At 63.3% G+C, this 15,254-nt stretch carries 14 protein-coding genes; 9 read left to right on the top strand and 5 right to left on the bottom strand.

The window, feature by feature from the left end:
* Nucleotides 1–104 precede the first annotated feature (104 nt).
* On the bottom strand, nucleotides 105–533 hold the full coding sequence (locus ACOZJV_RS03375; protein ID WP_421546829.1) for a hypothetical protein: 429 nt from the start codon (nucleotides 531–533) through the stop codon (nucleotides 105–107).
* A 298-nt stretch (nucleotides 534–831) separates the two neighbouring features.
* Between ACOZJV_RS03375 and ACOZJV_RS03370 the strand changes: the two genes are divergently transcribed.
* Entirely contained in the window at nucleotides 832–1,215 is a 384-nt protein-coding gene (locus tag ACOZJV_RS03370) for a hypothetical protein (protein WP_020297941.1), read from the top strand.
* A gap of 20 nt (nucleotides 1,216–1,235) precedes the next feature.
* Here ACOZJV_RS03370 and ACOZJV_RS03365 read toward each other — a convergent pair whose 3' ends face one another.
* The gene (locus tag ACOZJV_RS03365; protein ID WP_020297940.1) at nucleotides 1,236–1,460 is read right to left on the bottom strand and encodes a YgdI/YgdR family lipoprotein; all 225 of its coding nucleotides are present in this window, start codon (nucleotides 1,458–1,460) and stop codon (nucleotides 1,236–1,238) included.
* 214 nt (nucleotides 1,461–1,674) lie between these two features.
* Between ACOZJV_RS03365 and ACOZJV_RS03360 the strand changes: the two genes are divergently transcribed.
* Nucleotides 1,675–3,327, top strand: coding sequence for a VRR-NUC domain-containing protein (locus ACOZJV_RS03360; RefSeq protein WP_421546828.1), 1,653 nt, complete (start codon nucleotides 1,675–1,677; stop codon nucleotides 3,325–3,327).
* On the top strand, nucleotides 3,324–5,600 hold the full coding sequence (locus ACOZJV_RS03355) for an ATP-dependent DNA helicase (protein WP_421546827.1): 2,277 nt from the start codon (nucleotides 3,324–3,326) through the stop codon (nucleotides 5,598–5,600). Before ACOZJV_RS03360 ends, ACOZJV_RS03355 begins: the two co-directional genes overlap by 4 nt.
* Nucleotides 5,601–5,617: 17 nt before the next feature.
* Here ACOZJV_RS03355 and ACOZJV_RS03350 read toward each other — a convergent pair whose 3' ends face one another.
* From ACOZJV_RS03350 to ACOZJV_RS03340, 3 genes are all read right to left on the bottom strand, one after another.
* Nucleotides 5,618–5,941: an Hpt domain-containing protein gene (locus tag ACOZJV_RS03350; RefSeq protein WP_421546826.1), complete on the bottom strand. Its 324-nt coding sequence runs from the start codon at nucleotides 5,939–5,941 to the stop codon at nucleotides 5,618–5,620.
* Nucleotides 5,942–6,012: 71 nt separating this feature from the next.
* Nucleotides 6,013–8,850: a response regulator gene (locus ACOZJV_RS03345; protein WP_421546825.1), complete on the bottom strand. Its 2,838-nt coding sequence runs from the start codon at nucleotides 8,848–8,850 to the stop codon at nucleotides 6,013–6,015.
* A gap of 122 nt (nucleotides 8,851–8,972) precedes the next feature.
* On the bottom strand, nucleotides 8,973–9,794 hold the full coding sequence (locus ACOZJV_RS03340) for an aldo/keto reductase (RefSeq protein WP_078473417.1): 822 nt from the start codon (nucleotides 9,792–9,794) through the stop codon (nucleotides 8,973–8,975).
* 215 nt (nucleotides 9,795–10,009) lie between these two features.
* Here ACOZJV_RS03340 and ACOZJV_RS03335 point away from each other — a divergent pair, with 215 nt between their 5' ends.
* From ACOZJV_RS03335 to ACOZJV_RS03310, 6 genes are all read left to right on the top strand, one after another.
* On the top strand, nucleotides 10,010–10,225 hold the full coding sequence (locus ACOZJV_RS03335; protein WP_020297934.1) for a TOBE domain-containing protein: 216 nt from the start codon (nucleotides 10,010–10,012) through the stop codon (nucleotides 10,223–10,225).
* A gap of 77 nt (nucleotides 10,226–10,302) precedes the next feature.
* Complete coding sequence (locus ACOZJV_RS03330) at nucleotides 10,303–11,340, top strand: isopenicillin N synthase family dioxygenase (protein ID WP_201130942.1); 1,038 nt, start codon at nucleotides 10,303–10,305, stop codon at nucleotides 11,338–11,340.
* Between the two features lie 34 nt (nucleotides 11,341–11,374).
* A complete protein-coding gene (locus ACOZJV_RS03325) occupies nucleotides 11,375–12,190 on the top strand; it encodes a MetQ/NlpA family ABC transporter substrate-binding protein (RefSeq protein ID WP_078473415.1) in 816 nt (271 codons plus the stop codon).
* On the top strand, nucleotides 12,187–13,176 hold the full coding sequence (locus ACOZJV_RS03320; protein ID WP_421546824.1) for a methionine ABC transporter ATP-binding protein: 990 nt from the start codon (nucleotides 12,187–12,189) through the stop codon (nucleotides 13,174–13,176). Before ACOZJV_RS03325 ends, ACOZJV_RS03320 begins: the two co-directional genes overlap by 4 nt.
* Nucleotides 13,173–13,844, top strand: a complete 672-nt coding sequence (locus ACOZJV_RS03315; protein ID WP_020297930.1) for a methionine ABC transporter permease — start codon at nucleotides 13,173–13,175, stop codon at nucleotides 13,842–13,844. Before ACOZJV_RS03320 ends, ACOZJV_RS03315 begins: the two co-directional genes overlap by 4 nt.
* Nucleotides 13,845–14,055: 211 nt before the next feature.
* Nucleotides 14,056–14,961: a LysR family transcriptional regulator gene (locus ACOZJV_RS03310; RefSeq protein ID WP_421546823.1), complete on the top strand. Its 906-nt coding sequence runs from the start codon at nucleotides 14,056–14,058 to the stop codon at nucleotides 14,959–14,961.
* Nucleotides 14,962–15,254 lie beyond the last annotated feature (293 nt).

The raw sequence follows: 15,254 nt of genomic DNA, 5'->3' as shown, positions 1-15,254 counted from the left end.
CCCGTGGTGGGTGGGGGCGTGTTGTTTGTCCCGGGGGTGGCATTCGTCCCCCCGTGTCTAACGGAGGGGGGGGGGGGGGGCCTCGCAGCCGCCGCCACCACCCATCACTGGTAGCCGATCACGATGCCCTTGAGCTTGCGCCCATCGATGGTCTGGATGTCCCGGTCCCACAATGGACCGCTGACATAGGCTGATACCGGCTGGATCTTGTCATACACCACGACCACTGCATCGCCGCCGATCTTCGCGGCTTCTTCCCGTAGTTTCTGCTCGATTTCACTGACCGGTGGCGCCGGGTCGACGCTGCTGTCCAGGACCACTTCACCGAGGCGAATGTGAGGGCGGGTTGGCTCGCTGCGCAGCACCTGGACCGACGCCGGTGAGGTGGGCCCGGCGTGGGTCACGCCGACGTATTCAGTGGTTCGCGCGTTGATGTTGGCGCAGGCGCTCAGGCCGCCCAATACCAGGGTCAACGCCAGGGTCTTGAGGGGCAGGGTCCGGCAATAGTTCAACAGCGGGTTAGGGCTTTGCACAATGGCTACTCCTTGTAGGGGGCAATGCAGGCACCGCGGCAGTTATCGTGAACCGGGCGTGACCCGCACCCCAAATAACGACTCCAATACCTTGCACCTGGGGCTACCGCCCGAGGGCGCTCATGGTGAGCGCTGGGAAAGCATAGCCAACATGACGCAGACCGCGAGGGCGGGCCCGGCGCCTTTATCCAGGGGCGCGGGCAGGGACTAAAGCGTCAGGCAGCCCATGCGTTATTCAGGCACGGGCGATGGCCACAAGCCGTCGCACCGGCCCAATGGACAGCAGGAGACAAGTCAGGTGAGTAACAACAAGAGGTGTGCAATCGGTCTGGTGCTGAGCCTGCTGGCAGGCACGACGCTGGCGGACGAGCTGCCGCACAACTCGATTTTGCAGCGTTATGGCGTGACCCCGGAGCAATTGCCGGCCGGGGCAAAATTGAAGGTCGAACCCAAGCAACAGCCGGCCCCCAGCCGCTTTCACATCGCCCCGGAGCAACCCTGGGCCCAGGTCCGCCTGGGGGACGGCCAGCAGCCGGAAACCACGGGCAATATCAGCATCGACAATGCCGCCAGGCAGGAATATGACCGCTGCCAGAAGGTTCGCGGCGAGTTGTACAAGCGCAATGCCCAGCAGAGTATTTCCTGCGATGGCAGTGTCCCGGGGCTCGGCCTCTACCGCTGATTGCCCTTGATCGGAGGCGGTTATTGTTCCTGGCGGACGGTGGCTACATCGTCCGCCTTGATGCGAATTTTCTTGCCGGAAATATCGACGAACTCATAGAAGCCATCGGCCGTGCGGGTCTTTGGCACATCCTTGGTCAGGTACTGGGTGCCGTTCTGCAAGGTCACCACGGTGGGCGAGGCGCAACCCGCCAAGGCCAGGAGTGCGGTGGCAGCCAGGGCCAGGCCCAGGGTTTCAAACTTCATAGACAAACCTCTCGTTCATGCACGTTGAAGCGGCACAGTGTGCCGTATTTTGATGACTCTATAGTCATTCTCCATCGCGATAACCCTCGAAAAAAAGTGTTCGTCCAGGGCCGGCAAGCCAGGGCGCCATTTATCCAATAGTGTTTGCCAGGCACGGCGCACAGCTGTTATCTGTATGCATAACCAGTGTCTTTTTCCGCGGTGCCTGCCTTCTGTGACTTCCAACCCCCTCGAAAACCCGTTCTATTACCTGCACAACTTTCAGCAAGTGCTGGCCTGGATCGAGCAGCGGTATGCCGACCTGCTGTGCCCTGAAGAGCAGCGCTTCATCGCTGATTTCGCCGGGTTGCCGCAACCTGCCCAGGCATTGCTGGTACGCCTGGTGATGCGCAAGGGCCGGCATTTTCGTGCCGCCAAGTTGAGTTACGCCGAGATCGGCGATATCACCCTGGCGGCCACGCCCCTGGTGCGCCTGGGCTGGGTCGACCCGGGGGCCGAGGTGTCCCTGGACGAGCTGTTCGGTCTGTTGCAAAAGGCCGAAATCCTGCAGTGTTTCGTCGCCCTCATCGATCAGCCCAAAGCCAGGAAAACCGATTGGCTGGCGGCATTGACCGAGCATGGGGGGCCGCCCCGAGCCTTCGCCGATTGGTGCCCGCAGCTCGCTGATCAGTTGCTGAGCCTGACGGTCATGGACCTGTGCGATCGCCTGCGGCTGATGTTTTTCGGCAACCTGTACCAGGACTGGTCGGAGTTCGTGCTGGCCGACCTTGGCATCTACACCTACGAAAAAGTCGAGTTCAGCGCCGATTCCCGCGGCTTGCGCAGCCGCAGGGACGTGGATGGCTTTATTTATTTGCAACAGTGCCAGGAAGCCTTCGAAGCCGGGCACGAGCTGGCTGATGTGCTGGCCCGGATCCAGGCCTTGCCCATCGACAACCCCTGGCTGGAAAAACGCCGCGCCAAGCTGCTGTTTCAGCTGGGCCAGCACTGCGAACGTGTGGCGGACTGGGCGCTGGCCCTGGCGATCTATAGCGGCTGTGCCTACCCCGGGGCGCGGATGCGGCTGATCCGCGTGCTGGAACGCAGCGGCGACTATCCCCAGGCCCTGGCGCTGGCCGAGGTAGCGGCCCAGGCACCGCAAAGCGCAGCCGAACAGCAGCTGTTGCTGCGGGTGTTGCCGCGCCTGCGGCGCAAGCTGGGCGGGCCGGTCCAGCGCCGGGTGCCGGGTCGCGAGCCACAACGCCTGGAGCTGAACCTGGCCCGCAGCGATGCGCTGCTGTCGGTGGAGTACCACGTCCAGGCCCACCTGCATGCCGAGCAGGCCCCGGTGCACTATGTCGAGAACAGCCTGATCAATTCGCTGTTCGGCCTGCTGTGCTGGCCGGCGATCTTCGCACCGTTGCCCGGGGCGTTCTTTCACCCGTTCCAGCGCGGGCCGGTGGACCTGTTGAGTGAAGATTTCCATCCCCGTCGCGCCGAGTTGTTCCAGGCCTGCCTGGCCGAGCTGGATGACGGGCGTTACATCCGCACCATCCGCCAGCGCTTCGTGGCCAAGTGGGGCGTGCAATCACCCTTCGTGTTCTGGGGGGCGCTGACCGAAGAGCTGCTCGACCAGGCCCTGGACTGCCTGCCAGCGATCCACCTCAAGCACTGGTTCGAGCGCCTGTTGCTGGATATCCGCGCCAATCGTGCCGGCATGCCGGATCTGATCCAGTTCTGGCCCGAGCAAAAAACCTACCGCATGATCGAGGTCAAGGGCCCGGGCGATCGCCTGCAGGACAACCAGTTGCGCTGGCTGGAGTTCTGCCACCAGCACCAGATGCCGGTGGCGGTCTGCTATGTGCAATGGCAGGAGCAGCCGGCTTGAGCTACCGCATCGCGGTGCGGGCGCTGTGCGAGTTCACGGCCAAGATTGGTGACCTCGACTTGCGTTTCACCCCATCGCCCACTGCGCTCGAAGGCATCGCCGGCCATCGCACGGTGGCCGCCCGACGCAGCCCCGGCTACCAGAACGAAGTGGCCCTGCAAGGCCAATATGGGCCGCTGACGGTCAAGGGCCGGGCCGATGGCTACGACCCCACGCAAAACCTGCTGGAGGAGGTCAAGACCTACCGTGGCGACCTCAGCCGCATGCCGGCCAACCATCGGCAACTGCACTGGGCCCAGGCCAAGGTCTATGGCTGGCTGATGTGCCAGGCCCTGGAACTGAGCGAGATCCGCCTGGCGCTGGTGTATTTCGACATTGTCAGCGAGCAGGAAACCGCCTTGGTCGAGCCCTTTGAGGCGGCGACGCTGGAGCAGTTTTTCAAGCAGCAATGCGCAGTCTTTGTGCAGTGGGCCGAGCAGGAACTGGCGCACCGCAGCGCGCGGGACCTGGCAACCCAGGCCCTGGCGTTCCCCCATGGGCAGTTTCGCAGCGGTCAGCGCTCCCTGGCGGAGTCGGTGTACAAGGCAGTGAGCACCGGGCGCTGCCTGATGGCCCAGGCACCGACCGGGATCGGCAAAACCATTGGCACCATCTTCCCCATGCTCAAGGCCATGGCCCCGCAGCACTTGGACAAGCTGTTGTTCCTGACGGCCAAGACCCCGGGCCGCAAACTGGCGCTGGATGCGTCCCAGGTGCTGTTCGACAGTTGCCCCGAACTGCCGTTGCGGGTGCTGGAGCTGGTGGCCCGGGACAAAGCCTGCGAGCACCCGGACAAGGCCTGCCACGGCGAGTCCTGCCCCCTGGCCCGCGGCTTCTACGATCGCTTGCCGGCGGCGCGGCAGGCGGCCAGCCAGGTGCGCCTGCTGGACCAGCAACGCCTGCGGCAGATTGCCCTGGCGCATGAGGTCTGCCCCTATTACCTGAGCCAGGAAATGGCCCGCTGGAGCGACCTGGTGGTCGCGGACTACAACTACTACTTCGATTTCAGCGCCTTGCTGTTCGGCCTGGCCCAGGCCAATCAGTGGACCGTGGCGGTGTTGGTGGACGAGGCGCACAACCTGGTGGAGCGCGGGCGATCGATGTACAGCGCCAGCCTCGACCAGTACCAGATGAACACTGTGCGGGCGGCGGCGCCCGAGGCGCTGAAAAAGCCCTTGCAACGCTTGAACCGAGAGTGGAATGCCCTGCACAAGGAGCAACTGGCGCCATACCAGGCCTATGCCCAGGCGCCGGCAGCCTTGCTCAAGGCCCTGTCGTTGTGCGTTTCGGCGATTGGCGATTACCTCAACGATCACCCCCAGGGGCTGGATGCCAGCCTGCAGGGTTTCTACTTCGAGATGCTGCAGTTCACCCGGGTTGCCGAGCTGTTCGATGAGCACTTTCTGTTCGATATCAGCAAGCGTGAGCTCAATGCCAAGCGCAGCCTGTCCCAGCTGTGCCTGCGCAATGTGGTGCCGGCGGGTTTCATTCGCCCGAGGCTGACGGCGGCGCGCAGTTGCGTGCTGTTTTCCGCGACCCTCAACCCGCGGCATTACTACAGCGACCTGCTGGGCCTGCCGGACACCACGGTCTGGGTCGATGTCGAGTCGCCGTTCGACGCGGCGCAACTGGAGGTGCATATCGTCAAGCGCATCTCCACCCGTTTTGTGCATCGCCAGGCGTCGCTGGCGCCGATTGTCGAGCTGATAGCTCGCCAGTTCCGTCAGCGTCCCGGCAATTACCTGGCGTTCTTCAGCAGTTTTGATTACCTGCAGCAGGTGGCGCAGCTACTGGCCCGAGAGCACCCGGACATTGCCCTGTGGCTGCAATCGCGGGGCATGGACGAAGGCCAGCGCCAGGGCTTTCTCGATCAGTTCAGCAGCGAAGGCCAGGGCATCGGGTTTGCGGTGCTGGGCGGGGCGTTTGGCGAGGGTATCGATTTGCCGGGATCGCGGCTGATCGGTGCCTTTATCGCCACCCTGGGCCTGGCCCAGTTGAACCCGGTGAACGAGCAGTTGAAGCAGCGCATGGCGGCGATCTTTGGCGCCGGTTATGACTACACCTACCTCTACCCGGGGCTGCAGAAAGTGGTACAGGCGGCGGGCCGGGTGATTCGCAGCCAGCAGGATCGCGGGGTGGTGATGTTGATCGATGATCGTTTTGGCGAGGCACGGGTCCAGCAACTGCTGCCGAGCTGGTGGGCCTTGCAGCCCGATCTGCCGCTGCCGGGTTGAGTTCATTCGAGTTGAGTTCATTGCTCCAACTGATCAAGAAACAGCGTCAGCCGTTGCGCCAGCTGCCGGGCCTGTAGCTCCAGGCCGGAACCTGGGCGCTGCTCGCGCAGTTGGTTTTCCAGCTCGACACAGGCGCGCGCCAGGGGCAGGGCGTTGACCACGCCCAGGGCCCCGGCAACGCTGTGAAAGCACTGCGCCGCGTGCAAGGTATTGCCCGTGTCCAGGACGATCTCAATGCGCTGGATATCCGCACGCAGGGTGCTGATAAACACTTCGCGCAAGGCCACTGGCAGTAGCAGCGCATCCATATCGGCGGCGCAAGGTGGGCTAGACAAAGGCATGGGCAGTAGCCGCTCCGAGTGGGTGGCAGGGGTTGCGGGTTGGGGCGATTGCGCGTGCAACAGCGGCAGGTTCAGGTGTCCGGCGGTCCGGGCTGCGGCGCCGCCTTGGCGTAGGGCGCGAGATAACTGAGCAGCGTGCGCAGGGAAAAGGGTTTGACCAGACAGCGCTCCATGCCGGCCGCCAGGCATTGGGCTTCTTCGCCGTGCATGGCGTTGGCAGTTGCACCGAAAATCGGCGTGCGGCACCCGAGTCGCCGCAGCTCCCGGCTTAATTCATAGCCATTGAGCCTGGGCATGTTGATATCGGTCAGGACCACATCGAAGCGCTCGTTGTGCCACAGGCTCAAGGCTTCGTCGCCGTTGCCGGCCAGTTTTACGCTGCAGCCCAGTTCTTCCAGTTGATCCTTGAGGATCAACTGGTTGATTACGTTGTCCTCGGCCACCAGCACATGCAGGCCCAGCTTGGGCAGGTCGTGGCTCTGGACCAGGGTTTCGTCCTCGGTAGCGGGCTGTCCCTGGGCCTGGCTGACGGCCCGGTGAATGGCCCGCAGGTCGCTGACATCCACCTGCCAGCCATGATTGCGGCGCGGCTCGTGATGCCCGATGCCGCAGGCCAGGACCAGCGGCCCCTGCCATTCGGGTTCGAGCCGGTGCTTGATGGCGCCCGGGTGCAGTTCGAGCAACACGCAGTCGCTGGCGGCATCGATGTAGCCGGGCAGGCGCAGGTGCACCCGCGCGCCCCAGCGTCGCAACCAGCCCGCCAGGCTCTCCGCCAGCTCGCGTACTGAAGACCGCACGTAGATGATCTGGGGGCCGAGCAGGGGCATGAAAGGAGACTGGGCCGTGTCCATGGCCCGTTGCAACGGCAGGCTCAGGCTGAAGCTGCTGCCCAGCCCAAGCTCGCTGACCACGCGCATGTCGCCGTTCATCAACCGTGTCAGGCGCAGGCAGATGGGCAGGCCCAGACCGGTGCCGGCAACCACGTTGGTATTGCCCGAGGTCTGGAAAAACGGTTCGAACAGCATCCTTTGGTCCTGCTCGGCGATGCCCTTGCCGGTATCGCTGACCTGCCACTCGAGGGTGCAGCGATTCCCCTCCAGTTCAAGCAGGTGGGCCCGCAGCACCACGCGCCCGACATCCGTGAACTTGAGCGCATTACTCAACAGGTTGCCGAGTATCTGCCGCATGCGCGCGACATCACCCACCAGCCGTTCCGGCAGTTGCCACTCAAGGCAGGCATACAGTTGCAGGCCTTTGGCCTGAGCGGCGGCGGCATAGCTCTGGACGATTTCGCAAGCCAGGTCCAGGGGCGAAAACTCCCGGAGTTCCAGTGCCAGTTCTCCGGCTTCGATTTTCGACACGTCGAGCACGCCGCAGATCATCTGCAGCAGAGTCGCCGACGAGCCCTCCATCGCCTGCAGATAGTGTTTCTGCTGCTGGTCGAGCCGGGTGCGCCCCAGCAGTTCCAAGGTTCCGAGCACACCATAGAGCGGGGTCCGGATCTCGTGGCTCATGGTAGCCAGGAACAGGGTCTTGGCCTCGTTGGCGGACTCGGCCAGGGAACGGGCTTCATCGAGTGCGGCTTCAACCTGCTTGCGTGTGCTGATGTCGCTGAAGGCGCAGAGCAGCACGTCTTCGCCGTGGTAGCGGGTCGGCACCGAACTCAGCTGGAGGTGCCGGCCCTCGGCAGTTTCGAAATCATCGATGGGGGCGCCGCCATCCGGTTCAAACGCCTGCCGGATCCAGCCAGCCCACAGCAGGCCTTGGGCTTTTCCTTGATCCAGCCATTGTTGCGCCAGGGTATTTTCCAGGACCACCTGACCGTCGCTGCGGCGTAACACGCACAGGGCCACGGGGGCGGTCTGGATCACGTCGCGGCTGAAAGCCTCACTCTCCACCAGTGCCTGGATCCGGTTCAGCGCCGGGACGATAAAGTGCTGCTCCACACGCCGGGTCAGCAGGTAGATCAGGCCGCTGCTCAGCAGGCTGAACAGCAGCGCGCCCAGCAGTTGCGGCCACAGATCCTGGAGCAGCTTGCGCAGTTCGAAGGCGTAGATCAGTTGCCAATCCGTGGACTTGAGTTGCTTGCGGATCACCAACTGCTCGGGAAACCAGGCACCGCCGATAAAACCGAAAAAGTTGTCGCGCTGCAGCTCAAGCAGGGCCTGGCTCAAGCGGTAGGTAGGGGTGTTGGTGAGGACCAGGGCGCCCTGGGAGTTGAGGATCATGAATTCCCCGGCGCTCTGGTCGCTGAGAGCCGCCAGGACTTCGTTGCCATCCATCTCCAGGCCCAGCCAGCCGGAATCGGCGACGCGATGATCGAGGGCAAAGAAAATGTACAGCTGGGTGGACTGCACCGATTGTTCGGTCAGCCACTGACCTTCCTCGCCGAGCGTCATCCGGGGTTCCCGCGTCGACAGGTGCTCCAGTACCGACGCCGGCACCGCGGCTGCCTGCGGGTTGGCGCTGTACAGACGCTCGACCCGAGGTCGAGGGCCTGCGCTGATGTACAGCAGATTCAGTTGATTGCGCTTGAGGTGTTCGCGCATGCGTTCGGTGAGCCAGATACTCCACCGCTCGCCATCGGCATTGCCCAGTTGCAGCCTGATCTGGTCTTCAGCCGCTGGAGGCAGTTGCGCCTGTTCCGCCGTCTGGCGCACCGCCGACAGGCTGAGGCTTTCGAGCAGGGTTTCACGGGTGGTGAAGAAGGTTTGCGCCTGGGCGATGGCGCCGCTCATGTAGCTGTGACGCCGGGATAGGTTGTCGTTCAGGGTCGAACGCACAAAGTTGTAGACGCCGATCAGGATGCCTGCGAGCAGCAGCAACGCAAAAAGCCGAAGCAAGCGGAGAACGGCTTCAGGCCGGGAAAAGAGTGGATTTATCTGATGCAGGCAGCTTTTTAGTCTCATGCGCCAACTGTAAAGCTGAGACACACTGCCCAGGCATCAGACGAATCTTAAATACATCGGTGTCAGAACTCTGCTAATCGTCAGTCTTTTCTGAGCAGCGTCCAGAAAGCGCCGATTCGGGCTCAAATCATCGCCAGGCGTCGCTTGCGTGTGGGGCCGGCGAAGGCGCTATCGATGGCGGCCAGGTCCTCGGCCTCCAGTTGCAGGCTGGCAGCGGCGGCGTTGAGTCGCAGGTGTTCCGGATGCACCGCCTTGGGAATCGCGATTACCCCCTCCTGGCGCAATACCCAGGCCAGGGAAACCTGGGCCGTGGTCACCTGATGGCGCTGGGCAATCTGTTCCAACAGCGGATGGGCGAGCAGGGCGCCGGCCTGGGCAATCGGGCAGTACGCCATGATCGGCAGGCGCTGCTGCTGGCTCCAGGGCAGGAGGTCGAACTCGATGCCGCGCTCTTCGATGTTGTACAGCACCTGGTTGGTGGCACAGGCCGGTGCCGCCAGCTCCTGCAAGTCGTCCAGGTCGAAGTTGGACACGCCCCAGCGCCCGATCTTGCCGTCGGCCCGCAGGCGTTCAAAGGCCTCGACGGTTTCTTCCAAGGGGTACTGGCCGCGCCAGTGCAGCAGGTACAGATCGATATAGTCAGTGCCCAGCCGTTTCAGGCTGCGCTCGCAAGCCTGGGGGATACCCTGGCGGCCGGCATTGTGCGGGTAGACCTTGCTCACCAGAAACACCTGCTCGCGCCGCCCGGCAATGGCTTCGCCGACCACTGTCTCGGCGCCGCCCTCGGCGTACATTTCGGCGCTGTCGATCAGGCTCATGCCCAGATCGATACCAGTACGCAACGCGTTCACTTCCCGGGTCCGTTGATGACGGTCCTCGCCCATGTGCCAGGTGCCTTGTCCTATCACCGGGACGCTGACGCCCGCCAGTTCGAGCCTGCGCATACATAACCTCCTGAAACAGCCTGATCAGCTGTGGGGCCCCAGAAAAACAAAGGTGCCGCGCGGGGTCAAGCCGACCGGCTTGGCGGGGAGGGGTTCAATATATCTAAAAAGAATAAAATACTAATTATTTATTCCTTTAAAACAGTTCGCCAAGGGTGCACTTTAGCCCTCAGCCACCCGGCGGATTTGCCGGGCCTCACACAGGAAGACCGAGCATGACCATTAAAGCGATCAACGTACGCAATCAGTTCAAGGGCGTGATCAAGGAGATCCACGAAGGCCAGGTGGTTTCGGAAATCGACGTGCAGACCGCGTCGGGCATCGTCACCTCGGTGATCACCACCCGTTCGGTGCGCGACCTGGAATTGAAGATCGGCAGCGAAGTCATTGCCTTCGTCAAATCCACCGAAGTGTCGATCGCCAAGCTCTGAGCCCGTTTTGAGCGCAAGGGTTGCGCGCAGGGGTTACGGCGCGCATCGGACTTTTTCAATTCACAGGGGAGTGAAGCATGTCGCACTCGCTGGATATCACCGCGCTGCCTTCGCTGGACCTGGCGCTGCTGGACGGTAGCCCCGCGCAGCGCCAGGGGTTTCTTGAGCAACTGCGCCATGCGGCGCGGGATGTGGGGTTTTTCTACCTGACCGGGCACGGCATCGACAGCCAATTGTTGAAACAGGTACAGCAGCAGGCGCGGCAGTTCTTTGCCTTGCCCGAGGCGCAGAAACTGGCAGTGGGGATGATCAATTCCGCGCATTTTCGCGGCTATAACCGCGCGGCCTCCGAGATCACCCGTGGCCAGCCGGACTTGCGCGAGCAGTTCGATGTCGGGGCCGAGCGCCAGGCCCTGGCACTGGACGCCCACAGCCCGGCCTGGGCACGCCTGCAAGGGCCCAACCAATGGCCCGAAGCCTTGCCCCAACTCAAACCCTTGCTGCTGGAATGGCAACAGGCGATGACCGCCATGTCCCTGCGCCTGCTGCGCGCTTTCGCCCTGGCGCTGTCACTGCCGGAGCAGGCCTTCGATCAGTTGTACGGCGACAAGCCCAATGAACACATCAAGTTGATCCGCTACCCCGGTCGTGTCCCCGGCGAAAGCCAGCAGGGCGTCGGCGCGCACAAGGATTCCGGGTTCCTGAGTTTTCTCTTGCAGGACCAACAGGCCGGGCTGCAGGTGGAGGTCGAGGAAGGCCGCTGGATCGATGCCCTGCCACGGGAGAACTCGCTGGTGGTGAACATCGGCGAGCTGCTGGAGCTGGCGAGCAATGGCTACCTGCGGGCCACCGTGCACCGGGTGCATTCGCCGCCGCCGGACCGCGATCGCCTGTCCATTGCGTTCTTCCTCGGCGCCCGGCTGGACGCAGTGGTGCCGCTGTATCCGCTGCCCGCCGAGCTGCAACGCGAAGCCCGTGGCCCGGCCAGCGACCCGGCCAACCCGCTGCTGCGCGATGTCGGCTGGAATTACCTCAAGGGGCGTCTGCGCTCCCATCCGGATGTGGCGCAACGCTTCTATGGCGACGCCTTGCTGCCCGCGGCACTGAGTGCCTGACCTCTTTATTCGTTATCCGATCAAGGACTGCCCCATGTTGAAGAAAAGCGCATTGACCCTGGCGTTGTTGAGTGGACTGTCCGCCGCATTTGCCGTGCAGGCCGTGGAACCCCTGCGGGTCGCCGCCGACCCGGTGCCCCACGCGCAGATCCTGGCCTACGTGCAGAAGATCGACCCGCAGTTGCAGCTCAAGATCATCGAGATCCCCAACGGCGTGAATTCCAACGAGTTGCTGGCCCACGGTGATGTCGACGCCAACTATTTCCAGCACCTGCCGTACCTGCAATCCCAGGAGCAGGCCCTGGGCCAGAAGTTCGCGGTAGCCGCCACGGTGCACATCGAGCCCCTGGGGATTTACTCCCACCGCCACAAGAGCTTCGACCAGGTGCCCGTCAAAGGCACAGTGGCGGTGCCCAATAACGTCACCAACCTGAGTCGCGCCCTGTACCTGCTGCAAGACAATGGCCTGATCAAGCTCAAGCCCGGTTTCGACGACCCGGCCCGCGACCAGGCGACCCCCAAGGACATCGCGCAGAACCCCAAGCAACTGAAGATTATCGAGATCGAATCGCCGCAGATCCCCCGGGCCCTGGACGATGTCGACCTGGCGGTGATCAACGGCAACTACGCCCTGGAAGCCGGGCTGGTACCGGCCAAGGATGCCCTGGGCCTGGAGAAGGCCGCGCACAACCCCTACGCCAACATCCTGGTCACCACCCCCAAGCTGGTGGATGACCCGCGGATCAAGCAATTGGCCAAGGACTTGAATTCGCCGCAAGTGGCCAAGTTCATCACTGAAAACTACTCGGGGTCGGTGATCCCGGTAGCGGTCGCGGGCAGCCAGCCATGATTGAAGTCGAGCAGTTGAGCAAAAGCTACGGGGCCGGGCAGGCACCGGCGCTGGACCGGGTGTCGTTGAGCATCCCCGATGGCGCGGTGTACGGCATTCTCGGGCGCAGCGGGGCGGGCAAGTCGACCCTGTTGCGTTGCCTCAATCTGCTCGAACGCCCCAGTTTCGGGCGCATCATCATGGACGGGCAAGACCTGACCACCCTGGGCGACAAGCCATTGCGCCAGCAGCGCCAGCGCATCGGCATGATCTTCCAGGGCTTCAACCTGCTGCATGCGCGCACGGTCAGGGACAACATCGCGGTGCCCCTGGAAATCGCCGGCATGCCCAAAGCCCAGCGCCTGGCGCGGGTCGGCGAGCTGCTGGACCTGGTGGGCCTGGGCGACAAGGCCGAGGCCTTTCCCTCACAACTGTCGGGTGGGCAGAAGCAGCGCGTGGGCATTGCCCGGGCACTGGCTGCGCGCCCGGCGTATTTGCTCTCGGATGAAGCCACCAGCGCCCTCGACCCGGAAACCACGGCGTCGATCCTGGAGCTGTTGCGCGATATCAATCGCCAGTTGGGGGTGACCATTGTCCTGATCACCCACGAGCTGGAGGTGGTCAAGTCGATCTGCGACCACGCCGCCTCTCTGGCCCAGGGGCGCCTGGTGGAGGCCGGGCCGATTCGCCAGTTGCTGGCGGACCCGGGTTCAAGCCTTGGGCACTCACTGTTGCCCGGTTACCAGAGGGCGCTGGGTGCGGAAGACGACACCCGCCAGGCGCTGGAACTGACTTTTTTTGATTCCCTGCTGGCGACCCCGATTCTGCAAGAACTGGCCCAGCAGCAGGGGGTGGATGTGAGCTTGCTGGCCAGTGGCGTGGAGTCGATCGGCGGGCAGCGGGTAGGACGCCTGCGTGTCGCGTTTCGCCAACCCCACGATGCGCTGAAGCTGGCGCAGGTGGTGGACTTTCTCAAGCAGCGCGGGGTCAGGGCTGAATCCTCATGAACAAAACCACTGACTGGAATGAAATCGCCCAACTGCTGTTCAACGCCACCGGGGAAACCCTGTACATGGTGTTGCTGGCCGGGCTCTTTACCCTGCTGATCGGCCTGCCGCTGGGGGTGTTGCTGTTTGTCAGCCGTGCCCGCGGCCTGTATCCGCTGCCCAGGCTCAACAACGCCCTGGGGGCGCTGGTCAACCTGGGGCGCTCGCTGCCGTTCGTGGTGATGCTGATCGCCTTGATTCCCCTGACCCGGCTGGTGGTGGGCACCACCCTGGGCAGCACGGCGGCGGTGGTGCCGATCACCATTGGCGCCTTTCCTTTTTTTGCGCGAATCGTCGAGAACGCCCTGGATGAAGTCGACAAGGGGCGCATTGAAGCGATCCTGGCCATGGGCGGTGACATTCGCCATGTGATCTTCAAGGTGCTGCTGCCCGAAGCGCTGCCGGCACTGTTGGCGGGGATCACCCTGACCCTGGTGATGCTGATCGGTTTCTCCTCGATGGCCGGGGTGATCGGCGGTGGTGGCCTGGGCGACCTGGCGATTCGCTACGGCTACCAGCGTTTCAACAACCAGATCATGGTCGCCACCGTGGTGGTCCTGGTGATTCTGGTGCAGGGCGTGCAGAGCCTGGGGGATCGCCTGGTGCGCTCGCTGGCTCACCGGCGCTGAAGCCGTCACGCAGCACAGCAAGCCCGGTGCGAAGGGTCGCGCCGGGCTTTTTCGTGGGTGCCTGGATCTGCAGGCTGGCTGCTGCAGTCGCTTCAATCAGCCCCCCGCGGGGCAGTGAAAAGCGCCGTAACAATCAACGGGCTTTGCAGGGCGGCTGATTGGAACTATGCTTTTTCGACATTTTAGTGACTGTTTTTCATGTGCGGGCCAAATGAAAATTGATGATATCGATGCCTTTGTCGAAGTGATTCGTTGCCAATCGATCAGCCATGCGGCCGAGTCGCTGCAACTGACTCAACCGGCGATTACCCGGCGTGTACAGAACTTCGAGCAGGCCCTGGGGGTGGAGCTGTTCGACCGCAATACCAAACCCCTGAAACCCACCGTGATCGGCACCCGGGTCTATGAGCAGTGCCGTTCGATCCTGCGGGAAATGGACGCCCTGCGTGAACTGGTAGCCAGCGACACGCCGCCCACCGGGCTGTTTCGCCTGGGCGTGCCGCAAACCATTGGCGATGTGGTGCTGCTCGATGCGCTCAAGCACCTGCGCAGCGAATACCCCGACCTGCGGGCCCAGGTTGTCACCGGCTGGGGCGGCCAGTTGGTGGGCAAGATCGAAAGTGCCGAACTCGATGCGGTGGTGGCCTTGTTCCCGGCGGGCAAGGTGTTCCCGGAAAACATCATTGGGCAATCCATCGGCAAGATCGAACTGGTAGTGGTCTGTGCCCGCGACCTGGTGCCCAAGCGCCCCTGCAAGCTTGCCGACTGCTACCACAACGGCTGGGTGCTCAATCCCGATGGCTGCGGTTTTCGCGCCGGCCTGCAACGTACCTTGTCGGACCAGGGCCTGGCCTTGCGCGTCAACCTCGAAACCTTCGGCACCGAGTTGCAGTTGGGCCTGGTGGCCGACGGCCTGGGGCTGGGCCTGGTGCCGCGACCGTTGCTGGAGCGCAGCGTCCACCGCGAACAGTTGGCCGTGATGCCGCTCAAGGACTTCAAGCCGGTGATGGACCTGTGGCTGGTGTACCCGCACTTTCTGGGCAATCTGCAGGGGCCGGTGGAGTCCTTTGGCCGGCTGGTGGCCGCGTCATTGAAGAAGATCGGCGACGCAGCCTGAAGCTCGCCGCAGAGGCCGGGGCAGGGTGTCTGCCAGCGGCGAGGGGGCAGGGCCGGGCGAGGGCGCAGAGGAATAAACCTGAGCCTAAGCTAATTCCTAAATGATATTGGATTGTAGTTTTTAAGATCGTTTAGCTTTATGTCGCAAGGGCCGGGGCCTGCGTACCAGCGCAGCCCCCGGCCTTTGCGTCAGGCGTCCGTCTACAGGACTTGGCCTGATGTTCAGTCCATTTTTCCAGCCCCGGCGCCCAGGCTCACATGAGCTGCGCCGCCGGGGCCGCTTGGCGGAGCTGT

Origin of the sequence: Pseudomonas sp. QD4 (assembly GCF_049199125.1) — a bacterium.
Taxonomy (GTDB): Bacteria; Pseudomonadota; Gammaproteobacteria; order Pseudomonadales; family Pseudomonadaceae; genus Aquipseudomonas.
Note: the sequence above shows the minus strand (reverse complement) of the source record. Positions and strands in the feature narration are given on the sequence as shown.